The sequence below is a fragment of the Paraburkholderia elongata genome, from assembly GCF_013177735.1.
In the GTDB taxonomy this organism is placed as follows: Bacteria; Pseudomonadota; Gammaproteobacteria; order Burkholderiales; family Burkholderiaceae; genus Paraburkholderia; species Paraburkholderia elongata.
In genome coordinates this window covers 14,769-35,718 of record NZ_WOEZ01000042.1, presented here as the reverse complement: position 1 = coordinate 35,718, position 20,950 = coordinate 14,769, and the positions used below count along the sequence as shown (strand labels likewise).

The 20,950-nt window shown below is 62.5% G+C and carries 18 protein-coding genes; 7 read left to right on the top strand and 11 right to left on the bottom strand.

Features of this window, described 5'->3' with window-relative positions:
• Positions 1-412: 412 nt before the first annotated feature.
• From GNZ13_RS08420 to GNZ13_RS08395, 6 genes are all read right to left on the bottom strand, one after another.
• Positions 413-1,804, bottom strand: a complete 1,392-nt coding sequence (locus tag GNZ13_RS08420; RefSeq protein ID WP_172162240.1) for an amino acid permease — start codon at positions 1,802-1,804, stop codon at positions 413-415.
• Between the two features lie 283 nt (positions 1,805-2,087).
• Positions 2,088-2,744, bottom strand: a complete 657-nt coding sequence (rqpR, locus tag GNZ13_RS08415; protein WP_172162238.1) for a response regulator transcription factor RqpR — start codon at positions 2,742-2,744, stop codon at positions 2,088-2,090.
• A 10-nt stretch (positions 2,745-2,754) separates the two neighbouring features.
• Positions 2,755-3,591, bottom strand: coding sequence for a sensor histidine kinase (locus tag GNZ13_RS08410; RefSeq protein ID WP_172162236.1), 837 nt, complete (start codon positions 3,589-3,591; stop codon positions 2,755-2,757).
• Between the two features lie 432 nt (positions 3,592-4,023).
• On the bottom strand, positions 4,024-4,794 hold the full coding sequence (locus GNZ13_RS08405) for a ferredoxin--NADP reductase (protein WP_153134273.1): 771 nt from the start codon (positions 4,792-4,794) through the stop codon (positions 4,024-4,026).
• 477 nt (positions 4,795-5,271) lie between these two features.
• A complete protein-coding gene (locus GNZ13_RS08400) occupies positions 5,272-6,069 on the bottom strand; it encodes an endonuclease/exonuclease/phosphatase family protein (RefSeq protein ID WP_172162234.1) in 798 nt (265 codons plus the stop codon).
• Positions 6,070-6,152: 83 nt separating this feature from the next.
• The gene (locus GNZ13_RS08395) at positions 6,153-6,656 is read right to left on the bottom strand and encodes a hypothetical protein (protein ID WP_172162233.1); all 504 of its coding nucleotides are present in this window, start codon (positions 6,654-6,656) and stop codon (positions 6,153-6,155) included.
• A 293-nt stretch (positions 6,657-6,949) separates the two neighbouring features.
• Between GNZ13_RS08395 and GNZ13_RS08390 the strand changes: the two genes are divergently transcribed.
• Entirely contained in the window at positions 6,950-7,927 is a 978-nt protein-coding gene (locus tag GNZ13_RS08390) for an AAA family ATPase (protein ID WP_172162231.1), read from the top strand.
• 439 nt (positions 7,928-8,366) lie between these two features.
• A complete protein-coding gene (locus GNZ13_RS08385) occupies positions 8,367-9,473 on the top strand; it encodes an NAD(P)/FAD-dependent oxidoreductase (RefSeq protein ID WP_172162229.1) in 1,107 nt (368 codons plus the stop codon).
• A gap of 30 nt (positions 9,474-9,503) precedes the next feature.
• Here GNZ13_RS08385 and GNZ13_RS08380 read toward each other — a convergent pair whose 3' ends face one another.
• Positions 9,504-9,674, bottom strand: a complete 171-nt coding sequence (locus tag GNZ13_RS08380; RefSeq protein ID WP_172162227.1) for a hypothetical protein — start codon at positions 9,672-9,674, stop codon at positions 9,504-9,506.
• Between GNZ13_RS08380 and GNZ13_RS08375 the strand changes: the two genes are divergently transcribed.
• Positions 9,673-9,984: a high-potential iron-sulfur protein gene (locus GNZ13_RS08375; protein ID WP_172162225.1), complete on the top strand. Its 312-nt coding sequence runs from the start codon at positions 9,673-9,675 to the stop codon at positions 9,982-9,984. The two genes, GNZ13_RS08380 and GNZ13_RS08375, sit on opposite strands and share 2 nt — an antisense overlap.
• A 193-nt stretch (positions 9,985-10,177) precedes the next feature.
• Here the strand turns inward: GNZ13_RS08375 and GNZ13_RS08370 are convergent, their stop codons facing one another.
• Together GNZ13_RS08370 and GNZ13_RS08365 are read right to left on the bottom strand one after the other, a co-directional pair.
• On the bottom strand, positions 10,178-11,737 hold the full coding sequence (locus GNZ13_RS08370; RefSeq protein WP_216674759.1) for an amidase: 1,560 nt from the start codon (positions 11,735-11,737) through the stop codon (positions 10,178-10,180).
• 115 nt (positions 11,738-11,852) lie between these two features.
• Positions 11,853-12,551 carry a dienelactone hydrolase family protein gene (locus GNZ13_RS08365; protein ID WP_172162223.1) on the bottom strand — a complete coding sequence of 233 codons (699 nt, stop codon included), beginning with the start codon at positions 12,549-12,551 and terminating at the stop codon, positions 11,853-11,855.
• 273 nt (positions 12,552-12,824) lie between these two features.
• On the opposite strand from GNZ13_RS08365, the gene GNZ13_RS08360 reads away from it, so the two are divergent.
• From GNZ13_RS08360 to GNZ13_RS08350, 3 genes are all read left to right on the top strand, one after another.
• Positions 12,825-13,928: an NAD(P)H-dependent flavin oxidoreductase gene (locus GNZ13_RS08360; protein ID WP_172162221.1), complete on the top strand. Its 1,104-nt coding sequence runs from the start codon at positions 12,825-12,827 to the stop codon at positions 13,926-13,928.
• 445 nt (positions 13,929-14,373) lie between these two features.
• Positions 14,374-15,519: a branched-chain amino acid ABC transporter substrate-binding protein gene (locus tag GNZ13_RS08355; protein WP_172162219.1), complete on the top strand. Its 1,146-nt coding sequence runs from the start codon at positions 14,374-14,376 to the stop codon at positions 15,517-15,519.
• 141 nt (positions 15,520-15,660) lie between these two features.
• Positions 15,661-16,677 (top strand): cupin-like domain-containing protein, encoded by a 1,017-nt coding sequence (locus tag GNZ13_RS08350; protein ID WP_172162217.1) that lies wholly within the window; start codon positions 15,661-15,663, stop codon positions 16,675-16,677.
• Between the two features lie 93 nt (positions 16,678-16,770).
• On the opposite strand, the gene GNZ13_RS08345 is transcribed toward GNZ13_RS08350, so the two are convergent.
• Both GNZ13_RS08345 and GNZ13_RS08340 read right to left on the bottom strand, forming a co-directional pair.
• Positions 16,771-18,456 carry a collagen-like triple helix repeat-containing protein gene (locus tag GNZ13_RS08345; protein WP_172162215.1) on the bottom strand — a complete coding sequence of 562 codons (1,686 nt, stop codon included), beginning with the start codon at positions 18,454-18,456 and terminating at the stop codon, positions 16,771-16,773.
• A 257-nt stretch (positions 18,457-18,713) separates the two neighbouring features.
• Positions 18,714-19,925: an MFS transporter gene (locus tag GNZ13_RS08340; protein ID WP_172162213.1), complete on the bottom strand. Its 1,212-nt coding sequence runs from the start codon at positions 19,923-19,925 to the stop codon at positions 18,714-18,716.
• 123 nt (positions 19,926-20,048) lie between these two features.
• Between GNZ13_RS08340 and GNZ13_RS08335 the strand changes: the two genes are divergently transcribed.
• The gene (locus GNZ13_RS08335; protein WP_172162211.1) at positions 20,049-20,711 is read left to right on the top strand and encodes a HugZ family pyridoxamine 5'-phosphate oxidase; all 663 of its coding nucleotides are present in this window, start codon (positions 20,049-20,051) and stop codon (positions 20,709-20,711) included.
• Positions 20,712-20,950 lie beyond the last annotated feature (239 nt).

The following is a 20,950-nucleotide window of genomic DNA, read 5'->3' as shown; positions in this document are numbered from 1 at the left end:
ATGTCGATGCGTCGCACTCGCTGCGCGGCCGCCGCAGTTGCGCCCGCTGCGGCGATGCAATGACGAGTCAGGGAACTGGGCAAACCGCGGGAGCGAAAGCGTAGCGGGTGGTTTTATGAAGGACTGTTCGGCGCGCGCAGCGCCGCCGGAAGTATGACTGCCTTGTCACCAAGGCCGAATGTGCGAGGGCACAGATTCCAGATGCTCCACTGCCCCCTCCAAGCCAGGGGACCCGCTTAAGAATTAGCGGTTGGAGCCGCTTTCTCTTGCTTACTCTTTGCGGCGGCAAAGAGAAGTAAGTGCCCGCCCCGCACAGGGGCGACGCTAATAAACCAATACCAAATCAAGGAAAGGCCAACGCCGTAGGCAAACAGACATACAGCGCCGCGCAGGCAAAAACCCTCCCAAATTTTCATTTGGCCAACTTGGAATGCCGCCGCGAATAGCCAAAATAAATAACCATCCCAATGAGCAACCAAACCACAAACGCCACCCAGGTCACAGCCTGAAGATTAACCATCAAAAACAGACAAGAGGCGACAGCTAACACCGGCACAACCGGCACACCAGGGCACCGAAACGCCCGCGGCAACTCGGGATGCGTCTTCCGCAAAACAAGAACCGCAATCGACACCATCGAAAACGCGGCCAACGTGCCGATATTGATCAGCTCAGCCAGCACATTCAATGGCACCAGCGCGCCAATCAACCCGAAGAAAATCCCCACGAGCCACGTCGTAAAGAACGGCGTAGCAAACTTCGGATGCACACGAGAAAGCCGGGCAGGCAACAAACCATCCCGCGACATCGCGAAAATCACGCGCGTCTGCCCATAAGCCATCACCAGAATCACCGTCAACATGCCCAGCACGGCGCCGAGGTCGATAAAACCCGCGACCCACTTCTGACCCGCCACCTGCAACGCATACGACACCGGATGCGAAATGTTCGCGAACTGCGCCGACGGCACGATACCGGTGACCACAGCCGCCACCGCGACGTACAGCACCGCGCACACGCCCAGCGACGCAATGATCCCGATCGGCAGATCGCGCTTAGGATCCTTCACCTCTTCCGCAGCGGAAGACACCGAATCGAAGCCGATGAACGCGAAGAACATCACCGCCGCCGCGCCGAACACGCCGTTCCAGCCGTTCGGCATGAACGGATGCCAGTTCGCGGGCGTCACGTGGAAAACGCCCACGCCGATCACCAGCAGCACCACGACCACCTTGATCGCCACCATGATGTTGTTGATCCGCGCGGATTCACGCACGCCAAGCGACAACAGCGCCGTGATCGCCATCATCACGAGGAAGGCGGGCAGGTTGAACCAGGTCTCGTGCCCCGGCAAGGCGCCCGGCGCCGCCGTCAGCGCAACCGGCAAGCTCACGCCGAAGCCCGACAGCAGCGATTGCAGATAGCCCGACCAGCCGACCGATACCGCTGACGTTGCCAGCCCATACTCGAGCATCAAGTCCCAGCCGATGATCCACGCGGCCAGTTCGCCGAGCGTCGCGTACGAATACGTGTAGATGGATCCCGCAACCGGAATCGTCGACGCGAACTCGGCATAGGCGAGCGCGGCGAACCCGCAGGCAATCGCGGCGATGAGGAACGAGACCATCAGCGCCGGGCCGGCCTGAACGGCGCCCGTGCCGGTCAGCACGAAAATGCCGGTGCCGATAATGGCGCCGACGCCGAGGAAAGTCAGATCGAGCGCGCCGAGCGCTTTCTTCAAGCCGGCGTTCTGAGCGCTCGCGGCGAGCATGTGCTCGACGCTCTTTTTGCGAAACAGGGACATTGGCGGTGGGTCTCCAGTAGTGCACGCATCTTGCGCGCCGAATGTCGGGGAAACCCGCGATTTTAACGGAAGCGCGCTTCTGCACCATTTTGGGACGGTGTTTTTGCCGGCCGTGCGGCGGGCGAAAAATGCCTGGGGAAGGGCCTTGGTCGCGGCATTTGTCTGAGGATAGCGCGCAGTGAAAAGGCTTTCACTCGCCGCACGCTCAATCGGGTGGGAATCGCTCTCTTGCCATCCGGTCCGTGGCGATCGCCTGCCATGCAGCGATCGCGGAAGGAGAACGTCAGCCGGCCATCGCCGGATTCAGATCCACGAGACGGTTGCTCATCACATAGAAGGTCAGCTCGGCGTTATTGCGCAGCTTCATTTTCTCGAGCAGCCGGGTGCGGTATACGCTGACCGTCTTCACCGATAGCGATAGCGTCGTGGCGATATCCGTCAGCCGCTTGCCGGACGCGAGCATGCACAGCGTCTGGTATTCGCGGTCCGAGAGCTTTTCGTGCGGCAATTGTTCGCCGTCGAAGGAGACGTAGTCCGCCAGCGCTTCGGCCATGGCCGGGCTGACGTATTTGCGGCCCGCCGCGACCTGCTGGATCGCCCCGATCATCTGCGCGGCGTCGACCGTCTTCGACAGGTAGCCGGCGGCGCCGGCCTTCAGCGCGCGCACGGCGTACTGGTCTTCACGGTACATCGAGAACATCAGCACGGACACGCGCGGCGCTTTGCGCTTCAGACGCTTGAGCACTTCGACGCCGTTCATGTCGGGCAGCGAAATGTCGAGCAGCACCACGTCGTAGCTGTGTTGGGCGACGGCCTCGAGCGCTTCGGCGCCGCTTTGCGCCTCAGTGACTTCACGCGCCACGCCTCGGTCGAGCAGCAACTGGCGGACGCCTTGGCGAACCACAGCGTGGTCGTCGGCGAGCAGGATACGCAGGCTCATGATGGCGTGCTCACGATTGCAGCACGCGACGCTCGGCGCCCAGCGCGCTCGTCAGCATCGCATCCCACGCAAAGCGTGCATGCACGAGCGTGCCGCGCGACACTTTGCCGCTGTCGTCGCGGCATGATCCGAGCCGTCGGGCGCTGACGCGCAGGGTGCCGTCGAAGGCTGCGCAGCGAGCCTGCATGCCGCTCAGGCCGAAATGGCCGTGACGGCTGCGGGCGTTGCGCGTCACGCCGATGCCGTCGTCGCTGACGATCAGCGTAAGGTGACGGCGGCCAGTTTCGATCCGCACGTCGGCGGATTCGGCTTGCGCGTGCTTGGCAATATTGTTCAGTGCTTCCTGGGCGACCCGGAACACGGCCAGCGCGGCGTCGGCGGGCAGGCGCGTGAGCCGCACGTCGGCAGCGCAGACGAAACTCGTGCGCAGGTTCGTACGTGCGGTGAAGTCGCGGGTCCATTGTGCCAGCGCCCCGACAATGCCCGCCTCGAGCGACGGCGCATGCAGTTCCGCGACGGCCTGGCGGCTGGCGGTGTACACGGCGTCGAGCGAACGATTCGCGACGGCGAGCGCTGCGGCGCACTGCGGCGGCGCATCGGCGGGCAGCCAGGTTTCGACGCCGGCAAGGGCGAAACGCGTCGCGGTCAGCTCGGCGCCCACGCCGTCGTGCAGCTCGCGCGCCACATGGCGGTAGGCAGCTTCTTGCGCCTGAACGAGCTCAGCCGACAGTTTGCGGACGCGGGTGCGCAGCAGCGCGAGTTCGCGCTCAGCAGCGGATTGCGGCGCGGCGTGGGCAAGTGAAGGCGGAATATGGGCGCTAAACGGGACGACAGTCGACGTATCCATGACTTTCCCTCTCAGGAAGCGGTGTGGACGGCGAAGCGGGTGCGCATCGGCGGCGCGAAGACAAAAGAACACATGCGAGTCTCTGGCCTCCTGTGATGTCCTTGACGCGTTGTGCGCGACAGACAAATTGCTACGGCGCAGCGTAACGAAATTTACATTCAGTAACATGCAGGTCGTGCCATGGCAGGCATATAAACCGACCGATCGTGCGCCGCGATGATATCTCAAAAAAAGAAAAAATGCAGGCGTACCAAGGGTTAGCGCGTACATTTCACGCAATGGTTGATGTTCGGCAACGCCCGTTCTGTAGGAATAATACCGACGCTAAATGTTAAAGCGATGGCGCCGATTTGTAACCGAGCAACAAAAAAGGAGCCCGAAGGCTCCTTTCTGCTGTGTACGCGGCGTGAGCCGCTAATTCTGAGTGTCCGCTTAACCCACGAACGCCTTTTCGACCACGTAGTGACCCGGCGCGTTGTTGCTGCCTTCCTGGAAGCCCAAGTCGTCGAGCAGCTTGCGCGTGTCGCGCAGCATGTGCGGGCTGCCGCACAGCATCACGCGGTCGTCTTCGAGCGAGAAGCCCGGCACGCCGAGGTCGGCGAACAGCTTTTCGGTTTCGATTAGTTCGGTGATGCGGCCGCGGTTCTGGAACGCTTCGCGCGTCACCGTCGGGTAGTACAGCAGCTTTTCCTGCACCAGCTCGCCCAGATGCTCGTGCGCCGGCAGGTGGTCCGTGATGTATTCCTTGTACGCCAGTTCGTCGACGAAACGGCAGGTGTGCGTCAGGACCACGCGCTCGTAGCGGTCGTAAATGTCCGGATCTTTGATGATCGACATGAACGGCGCGAGACCCGTGCCGGTGGACAGCAGCCACAGCGTCTTGCCCGGCAACAGGTTGTCGGCCATCAGCGTGCCGACCGGCTTCTTGCCGATCAGGACTTCGTCGCCGACCTTCAGGTGCTGCAAGCGCGACGTGAGCGGGCCGTCCTGCACCTTGATGCTCAGGAATTCGAGGTGCTCTTCGTAGTTCGCACTCGCGAGGCTGTAGGCGCGGATCAGCGGCTTGCCTTCGACTTCGAGGCCCACCATCGTGAACTGGCCGTTTTCGAAACGGAACGACGGATCGCGCGTGCAGGTGAAGCTGAAAAGCGTATCGGTCCAGTGATGGACGCTCAGGACGGTTTGTGAATTCAGGTTGCTCATGGCTTCTTGGATAGTGCGAAAACAAAGGCGGCCAGTCGTTTTAGCCGGCCGGCACGGCAAGGGCGATGCTGCGCTAACCCGAGATCGGGAATCACGCGCAATCCGCTATTTTACCGCGCCCGCTGCCGAAGGGCTGCGGCGCGGCGGTTGAGCGTGGTGAAGCGGGTTACCGGACTTGGAAGCGTCGGCGCCGACGATGGTTACGATCGGCGCCGCGAAGTACGTTGGCGTGGCTGCAGCCGCGCTTCAGCAAGGGTACGGCGATGGGCGAAAACCGCGCAGGGTGGCTGCCATCGGCTGTCCGGCATGCGCCGGATAGGCGCGCCGCGCGGACAACATTTTCAGGATGATACCGAAACCCGCCGTGCGCCGCAGCATTGACCCTGCTGATAAAACTGGCAAAAGCAGCGGGAATCCGCGCGAAAGGGGAAATGTCGGGCCGCTGAGGCGAGATGCGTGCCGCCCCTTCAACTTGGCTCACCCCACCCGCAACCGTGCCATATATGGCAAATGATCCGACAGCCACGCAGTTTCCTGCGTCGGCTGGATCCATTCGACCGGCTCCATGCCGCGCACGAACATCTTGTCGAGCGCCAGCGCCGGCGAGAAGGCCGGGAACGTGCGGGCGGATTCACCGAGCAGCGTGGCCACTTCCTGCAAGCCGTGTTCGGCGAAGAGCGGTACTGAGTCGTTGCGCCAGTCGTTGAAGTCGCCAGCCAGAACGAGCGGGCCCTCTGGCGCTTCCTTCGCGATCCAGTGCGCGATCCAGTTCATCTGCCGCAAACGCGCGGAGCGCGTGAGTGCGAGGTGCGCGCACAGCAGCGTGACTGAATGACCGCCGAAGGTCGCTCGCGCTACCAGCAGTCCGCGCTTTTCGAAGCGATGCGCGGAGATATCCCAGCGCCCGCCGAGATCGAGCGGATGCGGTGACAGAATCGCATTGCCATGCCGCCACGACGGCTTGAACACGTTCGGCCCAAGTGCGATTTCGAGCTCGGCCGCGCGTGCGATCTCGGTGGCCTGGCAATGCCAGACGTCGCTCAACGGATCGGCGAGCGGCGCGCCGAAACTACTGGCCAGGATCGGCGAAGGCATGCGCCGCGCCATCGCTTCCTGTAAAAAATACGCGTCCGCGTGGGTCGACTGAACCCAGCGCTGCATCGCCTGCCAGGCATGAAAGCCGAGGGGTGTGCGGCCCTTATGCAGATTCCAGCTCACCGCAATGAAATCCTTGGGCGCTACGCTCTCGCGGATCAATTCTTCTGGGTTTCGCATGCCGCGTTGTCCACGTGTTCTGTTGGGGCTTCGGTTATTCGCGTGAGTTCGCTTGAGGTTGCTGTGATTCGCGCTGGGTTGCCTTAGCTCGGGCTATTCGCTAGGCTCGCACGCACGCGATAGACCAGGTTCGGATTCTTGTCGACGATCGTCCAACTGGTCCACTGGCCGGCCGGCACTTTCAGACCGGGATGGCTCGCACTCACCTGACGCGGTTGCGGCGGCAGCTTGCAGCCGGTATCGGTTTGTTGCGGGGCGTCTTCCTCGAACGTTTCCTGGGCTTCGATCGACAGCGTGACCGCGTTTGCATCAGCCTGCAGCGGCGAGACCGTCAGAGTGCGCGCCAGATCGATGCTGCCACCGGGCTGGTCTTTACAGCCGACGTTATGCTGCACCACCTTGTGATGCGTGTCCGTCCGCGCCTGGCCGACGGTGGTGGTGCCGTCGAACGAATCGATCTGCTGGCCGTCGCGCATGACCTGCAACTGCCATTGCACGACCTGCTGGGTCGACCCTTGTGCGTTCGCAAGCAGCGAGGTGCCGAACAGCACGGCGGCCAGCGCAGCGACGATACTGGTTTTCCACATAAAAAAAGTCTCCGGTCACTGCATCCGGCAGAGTAGTCAGAGGGCCATCTTACGCCTGATGGGCTGAACGCTTTTCTGACACTTCAAACGGGGCCGGGTTCTGCAACACACCATTTCAGGTGGGCGGGGAATCCCCCAAGGGGACTTCCTCCGGGGCGTCACCGAAACAAGCCGTTGTTAGCAGCAGAGCCGCACGACTGCTGGCTTGCACACGAATATGGCGTCGCTACACTGGACTTGAAACGGCGCCCACCAGGTGCCGCAGCAGCAGGACCAGTCAGACGGGGTGAGTCATGACAACAGCAATGGTCAAACAGGAACTCGCCGTGGCGTCTTTCAGTCGGGTGTACGACCTCGATCAGGTCGAGGCCGCGCTGAACGATCTCGGCGAAGGCGCGAACGAGGCACTGCGCGCCACTTACGAAAAGATGCTGAAAACCGGCAATCTGCGCTTCTGCGTCAAGCCGAACCGGATGCCGTCGATCGACGATCTGATCGAGGCGCTGCCCAACTTTTCAGAGCCGCTCGACGATATCCGCAAGCAGGTCGCCTTGTGTCTCGAGACCGAAGACCGGCTCGAACTGATGCCGATCTTGCTGCTCGGCGACCCGGGCATCGGCAAGACGCACTTTGCCAAGCAGTTGGCGCGCCTGCTCGGCACCGCCTACCAATACGTGGCGATGAGTTCGCTGACGGCGGGGTGGATTTTGTCGGGTGCGTCGTCGCAGTGGAAGAATGCGAAGCCGGGCAAGGTGTTCGATGCGCTCGTGAACGGCAGCTACGCGAACCCCGTGATCGTGGTCGACGAAATCGACAAGGCCACCGGCGATTCGCAATACGATCCGCTCGGCGCGCTTTACGCGCTGCTCGAGCACGACACGGCGCAGACTTTCATCGACGAATTCGCCGAGATTCCGATCAATGCCGGCCACGTGATCTGGATCGCGACGGCGAACGACGAGCGCTCGATCCCGGAGCCGATTCTGAACCGGATGAACGTGTACGAGATTCCGCCGCCGGATCATGACGGCGCACGCCGTATCGCTCAATCGATCTACGACGAGATTCGCTCGGCGCATAACTGGGGTCTGCGCTTTCCCGAAACGCTCGGCGACGCCGCGCTCGATGCGCTGAAGCTGGCATCGCCCCGCGAAATGCGGCGCGCGATTCTCAATGGCTTCGGCGCGGCGCGCATCGGCGGGCGCGATCGGATCGAAGCCGGCGACATCCGGCTGGATTATGGAAATCGCCGGAAACCAATCGGTTTTTGAGGTTTTTTGCCCTGTTTTTTGCCTGAAAGCGGCCTTCGGGCGGCTTTCTTATGGCCCCCAATCGGGTATCCATATTAAAAATATGATTAATGCTTCGGCAATTGTTGCTAATTGTGAGGTGCGATTGCATGTCATTACGTGACACCACGCGACACCACCCGGCGTCCCGCCCGCATGAAGAGTTGAGCGCGGCGACCGTCGACGGCGTACACTAATCTTGTCCGGCCCATACGTTTTGGACGTGCTCAAGACCCAATGCCCGCAGTCGTCCGCTGCGGGCATTTCTGTCTGTGCAGCGTCGTACAATTTTGCAAAGCGGTTGCGTAAGGCCAGATGCGTTCGACAGCGAGCGGTGTGCGGTCCTCGATAGCCGCACTCTGTCTTCATGATTATCGGGTGAACGAGGCAGCGCGCGGCGAGGTTAGCCGCGTCAAGGGACATGGATCAAATCGAATGTGTAGTGATCGGCGCGGGCGTGATCGGTCTCGCGGTGGCGCGCGCGCTGGCGGCGCGCGGGCGCGAGGTGATCGTGCTGGAAGCGGCCGAAGCGATCGGCGTGGGCACCAGTTCGCGCAATAGCGAAGTGATTCACGCGGGGATCTACTATCCGCGCGGCTCGCTGAAAGCGGGGCTCTGTGTGCGTGGCCGCGAAATGCTCTACGACTACTGCGTCGAGCACAACGTGCCGCATTCACGTTGCGGCAAACTGCTGGTGGCCACCTCGCGCAACCAGATTCCTCAGCTCGAAAGCATCATGGCGAAGGGCCGCGAAAATGGCGTACTCGATCTGATGCGGATTACCGGTGACCAGGCGCAAGCGCTCGAACCGGCGCTCGAATGTGTCGAGGCGGTGTTCTCGCCGCAGACGGGCATCGTCGATAGTCACCAGTTCATGCTGGCGCTTCAGGGCGACGCTGAACGCGATGGGGCAGTATGCGCGTTCCATGCGCCGGTCGAAGAGGTCGAGGCAAGCAACGGCCGCTTCGTCATCCGGGTGGGCGGCGGCGCGCCGACCACGATCAGCGCCGCATGCCTCATCAACAGCGCCGGCTTGTACGCGAATTCGCTGGCGCGCAAGATCCGCGGACTCGACGCGCGCCACGTGCCGCCGCTCTACCTCGCGCGCGGCAATTACTTCAGCATCTCGGGGCGCGCACCGTTCAGCCGCCTGATCTATCCAATGCCGAACGAAGCAGGCCTCGGCGTGCATCTGACGATCGATCTCGGCGGCCAGGCGCGTTTCGGTCCCGACGTCGAATGGGTCGATGCGATCAATTACGACGTCGATCCGCATCGCGCGGAGTCTTTTTACGCGGCGATTCGCGCGTACTGGCCGGCGCTTCCCGACGATGCCTTGCAGCCCGCTTATGCGGGGATTCGTCCGAAGCTTTCCGGCCCAGGCGAGCCCGCCGCCGACTTCGTGATTCAAGGTCCGGCCGCCCATGGCGTGCGCGGGCTCGTCAATCTGTTCGGTATCGAGTCACCGGGATTGACGGCCTCGCTGGCGATTGCGCAGCGAGTCTGCGAATTGAGCGGCCGCGCCTAATCGTCGCACCCCGGGTTTTCACCCGGGCTCTTACGCCAGGCGATCAACCAGCGTGCCGCGCTCGATATTCGAGCGCGGCGTCGTACCAATTCGCTTATCTCTATCATTTGAGCTGTCACGCGCGACGGCTTCATTGCTATCCTTGGGGACCGCTGTCATCAGAACGGCGATCAGTTCAATATAAATGGAGTGAGTCCCCATGAAATCTTCCCGTCGTACGTTTTTGATCACCAGCATTGGTGTGGCATCCACCTTCGCGCTATCGCGCCAGGCTTTTGCCGACGCACCGAAAGTTGCCGAGACCGATCCGACCGCACAAGCGCTCGGCTACAAAGCTGATGCGAGCAAAGTCGACAAGGCCAAGTTCGCGAAATACGCAGCGGGCCAGGACTGCGGCAACTGCAGCTTCTATCAGGGCAAGCCGACCGACGCCTACGCGGGCTGCCCGATGTTTGCGGGCAAGCAGGTCGCGAGCACGGGTTGGTGCAGCGCATATAACAAGAAGGCCTGATTTCGTTCGCACCGCGCACACGCTCAGTGGCACGGCAAATGCGCTGCAACATGACAGCGCCGGACTGCGGTCCGATCATCGAGGCGTCTGCCGCCCTGCGCGACAGACGCCTTTTGCTGCTCAGCTATCTGCCGACTTTGCGGTCAAGCAACTGAAGCCGCCCGCCTGAGTCGATACGCCGGGCACCGTTTGTCTAGCTACGCGCCTGTATCAACGGCGGCCGCTTGTCGAACCATGGCCGCGCCGCTTCGAGTTGCGCCGCCAGCCGCAACAGCGTTGCTTCACCGCCGTTACGCGTGGCGAACTGCACGCCGATAGGCAGCCCGCGCGCGTTCCAGTAAAGCGGCACCGACATCGCCGGTTGTCCGCTCAGATTGAACAACGCCGTGCATCCTGCCCATGCGAACCCCTTGTTCGACGCTTCGGTCAGCACCTTCTTCATCAGGGCTTCGAGCGGCATTGCCGTGACGGCGCGCATCTGCATGCGCTCCGCGGAGGTGGGGAGCATTTCGCCGATCTTGATCGGCGCGTCGGCGAGCGTCGCGCACAGCAGCACGTCGTAGCGGTTCAGCAAATCGGCGAGGCGTTCTGTGACGCGGCGCTGTTCTTCCAGTGCGCTGGGCAGGCCGTGCTCGCCGAGTTTGCGGCCGATGTGCGCCATCGTCCATGTCGAGATTTCGAATTCGTCGCGCAGCGGTTTGCGGCCGGTGATGCGATCGGCGTTCAGCACCATTTCTTCCGCCGTCACCGACCAGATCATCAGGAACGCATGGCGGATTGCCGCGAAATCGATGCCGAGCGACACCGGTTCGATGTTATGGCCTAGCGAACTGGCGAGTTGCGCGGCGTCTTCGAGCGCGGCGCGCGAGTCGGCGGAGAGCGAGAAGGCCAGCATCGGATCAGTGACGTAGGCAATGTTCAGCGGCTTGCATGGCTCGCGGCTTGCACCAAGGAAAGTGCCCGGCGCGCCGAGCGGTCTGTCTGCGTTGCCCGCCAGCAGATCGAGCAGCAACGCGCTGTCGCGCACGCTGCGCGATACCGCGTGATCGATGCCGAGCTCACCGACCGCGGGAGTCGGCGTCGGGCGCGGCACACGTCCGCGCGAAGGCTTGAGGCCGAACAGTCCGCAACACGATGCGGGAATGCGGATCGAGCCCCCGCCATCCGATGCATGCGCAAGCGGCACAATGCCCGCGGCGACCGCCGCGCCCGCACCGCCGCTTGAACCGCCAGGCGTATGGTCGAGATTCCACGGATTGCGGCACGCGCCGAACAATTCGGGCTCCGTATAAGGCATCTGGCCGAGTTCGGAGGTGCTCGTCTTGGCGAAGATATTGAGGCCGGCCGCTTTCGCAAGCGCGACGACCGGTGCGTCCTCGGTAGGAATGAAGTGGCGATAGTGACGGCTGCCCATCGCCATGCGCAACCCGGCGACCGCTGCGCCCAGATCCTTGATCAGATAGGGCACGCCCGCGAGCGCCGCTTGCGCGCTTCCCCCATCCGTAGGGTTCGCGCCATTCGCTCTGCTCGCATCATCGCGCGAGGCACGCTGACGCGCTGCGTCGTAGTCCTTCAGGACGATCGCATTGATCGCGGGATTGACGGCCTCGGTGCGAGAGATCGCAATGTCCAGCAACTCGCGCGCGCTTGCTTTGCGGCTTCGAACCAGTTCGGCGAGGCCGATGGCGTCATGGGCGAGATAGTCTGATTGCACGACAGAGGGGCCCTCGCTCTCGAGTGTTGGAATCTGCATGTTGCATCGGCGCCGACGAACCGCTGCGCTGGACGTCCCGTCGCCCCCGGTTCATGGAAGCACAATGAAGAGGACGGCGCGCGCGTTGCGCGCCGTCTTTGAGAGCGTAACCGAGTTACAGGCGTTCGCCGAGGAAAGTCAGCGTGCGGCCATGCGCGAGCGCTGCGGCGTGCTGGTTATACGACGCGCGGTCCGAGCAGTTGAAGCCGTGATCGGCGTTCGGATAGATGTTGAATTCCGCATCGGTGCGGCCGGCGAAACGTTCCTGAATCTGGCCGACTGCCGACAGCGGAATATGCGCGTCGAGTTCGCCGTAGTGGAATTGCATCGGAACTTTGATCTTCGCGGCCTGATCGAGTTTGTTCTGGATGCCGCCGCCATAGTACGCAACTGCGCCGTCGAGCGTGCCTTGCGCGGCTGCCAGATACGCGAGCTGACCGCCGAAGCAGAAGCCGATCGCTGCAATCTTGCCGGTCACTTCCGGCATCGCGCGCAGCGCTGCGGCGGCTGCGCCGATGTCGGCCACCGCCTGGTCGACGTTGGTTTTCTGCATCAGCTCGATGCCTTTCTCGCGATCCGCGCCGTCATACGTCAATTCGACGCGCGGCTGCACGCGCCAGAAGACGTCCGGTGCGAGCGCGATGTAGCCGTCTTGCGCGTACTGATCCGCGATCGAGCGGATATGGCTGTTCACGCCGAAGATTTCCTGAATGATGATGACGGCCGGTCCCTTGCCGCCTTTGGGCAGCGCCAGATAGCCGCCGAAACTGTCGTTGCCGGCGGGGATGTCGATCCAGCGGGAAGTCGTGCTCATGGTGCTCTCCATTTACCCGTGCGTCGAAGCGCGGTGTCGGTCTGAATGAATGCCAGAGGCCTGAATGCCTTAAGCGGGCGGTCAGTTTGCCATCAAAAGAAACGCCTTGCAGCGAGGCCTCGCGCGGCCTGACAACGCCCGCCGCGCGGTGACAATCTCGTAAGGCGATTGAAACATTCTCGATAATTCATTTCTCCGCGCGCGCACGGCTCGGTACAGTCCAGAGTCCTGGCTCGCCGATGCTGCGAGCGTGTTGCGCAGAGGGAATCGATCATGAATGAAGGCAGTTTTGTGACGCCGTTTGCGGCGCGTTTCGAGTTACGGGTGCCGGTCGTGCAGGCGCCGATGGCCGGCGGCGCGACGACGCCTGCGATGGTCGCCGCGGTATCGAACGCCGGCGGTCTCGGTTTCCTCGCGGCGGCGGCATTGTCGCCCGAGAAGATCGCGAGCGAAGTCGCGGCGATTCGCGCGCTCACGGATCGCCCCTTCGGCGTGAATCTGTTTGTACTGGAGCCGGCCGCGCCGGATGAAGCCGCCGTGCGCCACGCGCTCGAAGCAATCGATCCATTGCGCGCGGACCTCAGTTTGCCGCCGGGTCGGCCGCTCGAACGCTATGCACCGGATTTTCGCGCGCAACTGGAAATGCTGATCGAATTGCGCGTGCCGGTGGCGAGCTTCACGTTCGGACTGCTTCGCGCCGAAGATGTCGCCCGTCTGCATGCCAACGGCCTATATGTAATAGGCACCGCGACGCATGTTGCCGAAGGTGTCGCCTGGCGCGACGCGGGCGCAGACGCCATCGCCGCGCAAGGCGCGGAGGCGGGCGCGCATCGCGGTACTTTCATCGGCGCATTCGAGGAGGCGCTCGTCGGCACGATGGCGCTTGTGCCGCAACTCGTCGATGCGACCGGCCTGCCGGTGCTGGCCGCCGGCGGCATCATGGACGGACGCGGCATCGTCGCCGCGCTCGCGCTCGGCGCGCAAGCCGCAGTGATGGGCACCGCGTTCCTCACCTGTCTGGAGAGTGCGATACCGCAGGCATGGAAAACCCGTGTACGCTCGATGTCCGATACATCGACCTCGGTGACGCGCGTGATCACCGGTCGCCATGCGCGTGGCATACGCAATCCGTTGATGCAGCGTTTGAGCGAATCGGCGCATAAGGTCGCACCCTATCCGGTGCAAAACGCTTTGACTCAGGAACTGCGGCAAACCGCGAGCCGCGCGGATAACGGCGACTATCTGTCTCTATGGTCCGGCCAGGGCGCGCCGCTTGGCCGCAAGCGTCGGGAAGGCCTCGGTGCGGCGGAACTAGTCGGGCAACTCGAGCAGGAATGGCATGCGGCGACAGCACGGATCGCCGCGCTCAAACGTTGATTCAGCATGATTGATTCAGCCTGGCTCAGGCGCCTCTCGCAGCAACCTGCGAGGCGTCTTTTTTACGCACAAAGCCTATTCGAAACATTAACGGTTTAACACGCTAAAAGCTTTAGGCCGTGCTGTTAGACGAAAGGCTCACCTGGCGGAAACCCGCATGGGCTGGTGCTTTCCAGCCTGTCTTTTCAGCCGGAATCGGCGCCTGTTGGATAAACGCTATTAGTGTTCATCCCACTTCCTCAAAAAAGTCCCACAATTTAATTTGATGGCCTACACTTGCGCGCAAGTACGGTTTGCCGTCTGCCACAAACAGTCCGGTGAACGTGCTGGCCAAGTGCATGAACGATGCAACCGGCGTGGTCGTCCACGGGACTGAGCGACACGTGTAGGGAAGCGGGGGCACAGGGCGATTACGTTGTTTTTGGGACCGAAACTGGAGACTTACATGAACATCAAGATTCAAAAGCTTTTGCCGATCAGCGCTGCGGCCATGTTGTTTGCGTCGTTGGCAACGGGCGCGGTGGCGGACGAGGTCGTCAAGATCGGCCACGTTGCACCGTTGACCGGCGGTATCGCTCACCTGGGTAAAGACAACGAAAACGGCGCGCGCCTGGCAGTTGAAGAAATCAACGCCAAGGGCCTGTCGATCGGCGGCCAGAAAATCACGCTGCAACTCGACGCACAAGACGACGCAGCTGACCCGCGTACGGCTACGCAAGTCGCGCAGAAGCTGGTTGACGATAAGGTCGTCGCAGTGGTCGGCCACTTGAACTCGGGCACCTCGATCCCGGCTTCGAAGATCTATAGCGATGCTGGCATCGTGCAGATCTCGCCGTCGGCAACGAACCCGGCGTACACGCAACAGGGCTTCAAGACGACTTACCGCGTCGTGGCGACCGATGCGCAACAAGGTCCGGCACTGGCTAACTACGCATCCAAGACCATGAAGATGAAGAGCGTCGCAATCGTCGACGACTCGACCGCTTATGGCCAGGGTCTCGCCAACGAATTCGAGAAGACCGCCAAGTCGCTCGGCATGAACGTGATGTCGCATGATGCGACCAACGACAAGGCTGTCGACTTCCGCGCAATTCTGACGAAGATCAAGGGCGAAAACCCGGACGCGATCATGTACGGCGGCATGGACGCCACCGGTGGCCCGTTCGCCAAGCAAGCCAAGCAACTCGGCCTGCGCGCGCGCGTGCTGGCAGGCGACGGCGTGTGTACCGACAAGCTGGCGGACCTGGCTGGCGACGCAACCGACAACATCGTCTGCTCGGAAGCCGGTATGGCGCTCGAAAAGATGGCTGGCGGCGCAGCGTTCCTCGCCAAGTATCAGAAGCGTTTCGGTCAGCCGATCCAGATCTACGCTCCGTTCACGTATGACGCTGTGTACATCGTCGTCGACGCTATGAAGCGTGCTAACTCGACCGATCCGGCGAAGATCCTGGCAGCCATGCCGACCACCGACTACAAGGGTGTGATCGGTGAAACCACGTTCGACTCGAAGGGCGACCTTCAACACGGCGTGATCTCGCTGTACAACTACAAGGCGGGCAAGAAGACGCTGCTCGACGTAGTGAAGATGTAAAGACCGCATGACCGAAGACAGCTTTGTTTGTCTTCGATCAAGCAGTTAAAAGGCACGCGCGCCGCATGGCTCGCGTGCCTTTTCTTTTGGGGATCTGCGTGCGAGGCTAGCGGGTTTGAGAACATTGTTTGGGAGAGTGCCGTGACCACTGTGATCCGCTCGATCGACAACGGCTGGCGCCGCTGGATTACCGAGAATCTGCTGCTCGACGCACCACCGCCCGCCGTGCACGGTGCGCTGGTCGGGCATGGTTTCGACCCGGCCGAAGCCGCTCGCGAAATCGAGGCAGCGCTCGCGAGTCCTTACTTTGAGGGTGCCGCGCGCTTGCGCAATCGTTTGCGCAAGCGCGAATGGATATTGTCTGTGTACGGCACGCTCAATCGGATGCGCGCTGGAAGCGGTGTGATCGAAAGGCGCGAGCATTTATCGCGTGACGAGTTCTTTGAGCAGTACTACTTTCAGAACCGGCCGGTCATCATCACCGGCGCTTTCGATTTCTGGCCGGCGCGCACGCAGTGGAGTTTCGACTACTTTCGCGAGCGTTGCGGGGATTGCGAAGTCGAAGTGCAGTTCGGCCGCGAGTCGGATGCGAATTATGAAATCAATCAGCCGAAGCTCAAGCGCATGATGCGCTTTGCCGATTATGTCGATCTCGTCGAACGCAGCGGCCAGACTAACGATTTCTACATGACCGCCAATAACACCTCGCACAATCGCGCGGCGCTCGCGGCGTTATGGTCCGATGTGCCGGTTATCGGCGAATATCTCGATGCCGGATCGTCCGATACCGGCTTTTTCTGGATGGGGCCGGCTGGAACGAAGACACCGTTTCACCATGATCTGACCAATAACTTCATGGCGCAGGTGATCGGCCGCAAACAGATCAAGCTAGTTCCGTTGTCCGATACGCCGCATATGGTGAACATGCTGCATTGTTATTCGCAGGTGGACGGCAGTGCGATCGACTACGAGCGTTTCCCGTCGATGCGCAATGCGCATTTGATGGAATGCACCCTCGAACCCGGCGAATTGCTGTTTCTGCCGATCGGCTGGTGGCATTACGTGGAAGGACTTGATGCATCGGTGACGATGACGTTCACCAATTTTCTGCAACGTAACGACTTCTCGCGCGATTACGTGACATATCACGAGCTGTGACAAAAAAACGGCGAGCCGGTTGACCCGGCTCGCCGCCCCCCTTCGGCGCTTGTTTTTTGTCGCGCCGTTATTTGCTGTCGTTATTCGTATTCGTCACTTCTTCGTCGTCAGACCGCCCAGACCGCCGAGCAAGCCGCCGCCCGTGGTGCCGCCCGCCGAACTCGCCGTGCCGGTCAATGTGCCGGTGACGGTGTTCAGTAGACCTGTGATCGGCGCAAGCGGGTTGCTGGTGCCGCCGGTGCCACCGCTGCCACTTGTGCCGCCCGAACCCTTAGCCGACCCGAGCGCGCCTGTCAGCGACGACACCGCCGCCGTCACCGGAGCAAGCGGGTTGCCGCCGCCGCTACCCGTCGCGCCGCTCAATGCGCCAGTGACCGAGTTCACCACACCGGTCAGCGGTGCAAGCGGGCTGCCCGAGCTGCCGGAGACGCCACCGAGACTGCCAGTCACCGTATTGAGGACGCTGGTCAGCGGTGCAAGCGGGCTGCTGCCCGAACTGCCGCCGACGCCACCGAGGCTGCCAGTCACCGTATTGAGGACGCTGGTCAGCGGTGCAAGCGGGCTGCTGCCCGAACTGCCGCCGACGCCACCGAGGCTGCCAGTCACCGTGCTGAGGACGCTGGTCAGCGGCGCAAGCGGGCTGCCCGAGCCGCTGCCGCCGGTCAGGCCGCCGCTCAAGGTGCCGGGCAACGCGGTGAGAATGCTGGTCAACGGCGCCAGCGGATTGCCGCCCAGCGGATTATCCCCAGTACCGCCGCTGCCGCCCGGATTCAGAATGCCGGTGAGGCCGCCGAGCGGGTTGCCGTTGCTCGAGCCGCCCGCGGTCAGCAAGCTGCCGGCGGACGTGACGGTGTCGCCGAGCTTGGTCACGACATTGCCGAGGTTCTGGCCGATCGGGTTGTTGGTCGCGCTGCTGACCTGGTTGCCCGCGGTGTCGAGGCCATGACCGATGGTCGACAGCAAACCGTTCAGCGGTGAACCGAGACCGGTCGTATCGCCGACGGTTTGGGTCGTTTGCGCGAGCGTGGTGGTGATCGGCGTGATCGCGGTGCTGACGGTTGGCGTGACTTGCTGGATCGGGCCGTCCGTCAGCTGCGAGCCCAGTTGCGTGCCGAGGCCGCTGACCGCATTACCGACCGTCGAGACCGTGCTGCCGAGCGGCGTGGTCAGCGGACTGAGCGGCGCGGTGGGGCCGCTACCGAGACTCGTCACGAGCTGACCCGCGCTGTTGACGGCCTGGCCTGCGTCATAAACCAGGCCGCTGCTCGCCAGCGTCGTGCCGAGCGGGTCGGTGGAATTGCCGAGCTGGCCGAGGCCGTTCGCCGCGCCCGTGCCGAGCGCGGTGACGCCGGCGCCGAGATTCGAGACGACGTTGCCGAGCGCGGTCGTGGTGGCCGGGTTCGCGCCGGGGATCGGCGTCAGGCCGATCTGGCTGCCGACTGCGGAGACGGTCTGGCCTGCCGCGCCGACTACACTGCTGGTGTTCTGGACGACGACGCCGATCGGATTGGCGCTGCTTGGCGTGGGCGTGGGTGTCGGTGTTGGGGTAGGTGTCGGCGTCGGAGTAGGCGTCGGCGTGGGTGTCGGAGTAGGCGTGGGTGTCGGCGTAGGTGTAGGCGTTCCGCCTCCGCTTCCCGAGCCGGAACCCGAGCCGCTTCCGGAACCACTACCCGATCCGCTTGCGACGCCCGGCCTGACCAACGTGCTCCCGCATCCGGTCAGTAAGATCATCGACGTCACGCACATGGCGATCGCCGACAGTTTGAAATTGCGATTCATGGTCTGCTCCCCCGTAATTTGGAAATTGCTGGGGAGCTAACTGCAAGGCCTATGCCATTTGTGTTTGCATAACCGACGCGCGGAATAAGTTCATACAAATCAACGAGTTGATGGCATTCGCGTGAGGCGGTGAAAGCGCCGGTGCCGCCGATGTCGTGGGGAACACATCAACGTGCAGATCTCGCGTAACGTAACGTAAGGTCGCGCGTTTTCGTATGGTGCGACGTCCGCGGATGCAGCAGCAGTGCGCGTCTGCGTCAGATCTTCAAACGCCGCAGCACCTTCGGACCCGCGATCGCGATGAGCGCCGAGCACACGGCCACCACGGACAATCCGATCGGCAAACTGGTCACCTGCGTCACCGCGCCGATGATCACCGGCCCGAGCAGCAGCCCGAAGTACGCCAGCCCGGCGACATGCGCGAGTCCCTCGGCCGCGTGAATGCCTTTGACGCTTGCCGCTGCCGCGAACAGCACGGGCATCATGTTCGCGAGCCCGAGACCCATCAGCGTGAAGCCGATCAGCGCGGCGACCGGATTCGGCACCAGCAGTGCGCCGACCATCCCCGCGCAGGCAAGCGACGCGCTCGCCATTACCAGTTGCGGTGCGCCGAAGCGGGCACGCACGACATCGCCAGCGAAACGCGCCGCTGCCATCCCGCCCGAAAACGCCGCGTAGGCCGCGCTCGCGAGAGCCGGCGTGGACAGCACGACGTCACGCATGTACACGGTGGCCCAGTCGTACATCGCGCCTTCGGCGATCAACGCGACCAGTGCCATCGCGCCGAGCGCCCACAAAGCCGGCGATCGCCAGCGGTTGGCGCGTGGCGTGGCGGCGTCGGGATGATCCGCGTGCGGCACGTGTGGCAGGACGGAAGGGCAGGCCGCGATCAGCACCAGCGCGCTGACGGCCGCAGCGAGCGCGAGATGCACAACCGGCGCCATGCCGCGCGCCAACAAGGCACCGCCCACCGCCGCGCCGAACATGCCGCCGATACTAAACATGCCGTGCAGCGACGACATGATCGGCTTGCCGAGTGTCTTCTCGACAGCGCTGGCTTCCGCGTTCATCGCGACGTCGAGCGTGGCCATGCCTGCGCCGAAGGCGGCCAGCACGATCAGCAACATCCAGTAAGCCGGCACGATCAGGATCAGCGCCGCGCACGCCGTCATCACGAGACCGCCTGTCAGACAGGCGCGGCGTGTGCCGACCCGCGCAATCCATGAAGCATTCGCCGCCATTGCGCCGATCGAGCCGCCGGCCACGGCTAGCAACGCGAACGAGAGCATCGCCGCATTCAGATGGAAGCGGTCGCGCACGGTCGGCACATGCACCCCCCACGACGCGTACGTCATGCCGGCGATGAAGAACACCGCCATCGTGGCGATCCGGGCGCGTTGCCGTGCGGTGTCGGAGAGATCGCGATGAGCAGCGGGGAGGGTGGCGAATTCGGAGGAGCGGTCGGACACTGAAATCTCGTGGAGGGGACGCGTAAGAAAGCGCGTTGAAAGCGAATTTCCGATTCTAACGAAGCGCGCTGTCTTATGCTTGAAGCGGATCGATCCAACGCTTATCCATCGAGGACCGCGCACTTGAACATTCCCGCTCACGCTCCGCTGCATCTACTGCATATGGCCGCCATCGGCACGCTCGCGACCCACGCGCGTCAGCCGGAAGGTTTTCCTTATCCTTCGGTGCTGCCGTTCGCACCGGACCCGCAGCACCGCCCGACGATCCTCGTGAGCCGGCTCGCTGAGCATACGCACAACCTTCACGCCGACCCGCGCGCCGGCTTTCTGGTTGTCGACGCCCCCGACGGCGACGTGCTGAACGGCCAGCGCGTCACCTTGCTCGGCACGTTCGAACCGGTCGACTCAACCCCCGAAGTCGTGCAGCGCTATCTGCGCTATCACGCAGACGCGGAACGGTACCTGGTTCTCGGCGATTTCACGTTCTGGGTGATGAGGCTTGAACGGCTGCGCTACATCGGCGGCTTCGGCGCGATGGGCTGGCTCGGCGGCGCCGAACTCGATCCCCTGCCGCCACTCGGCTTCGACGAAGAAAACGCGCTCATCGAGCACTTCGCCAGTCATGCCTCGAGTGCCAGGGGACTTCAACTGCTCGGCGTCGATCGATATGGCGCCGATCTGAAGCTAGGCGGTGCGCGCACCCGTTTCGCCTTCGACGATGCCAAACGCAATATCGAAACCTTGCGTGCCGCGCTCGAAGATTGCATCCAGCGCCACGCTAATTAAGTTTTGATTGCTGTTTCGGGAAAACACTCATGCCGCAATAACCATGCGGCGCATGTGTCTCAATATGTTCCGATGTTTCATGTTGAAGCTTTCATGGCGTGAAATGTTGGTGCGATTTTTTTATCTTAAATTTCATTTTTTGATAGTTAATCCAATAATTGCTGATATGTAGCGGCGCTTTTCAGCAAAATGCGAAAATTATCTAATTGAAAGGGTCTGCGTAACATCGCGTTCGAGAG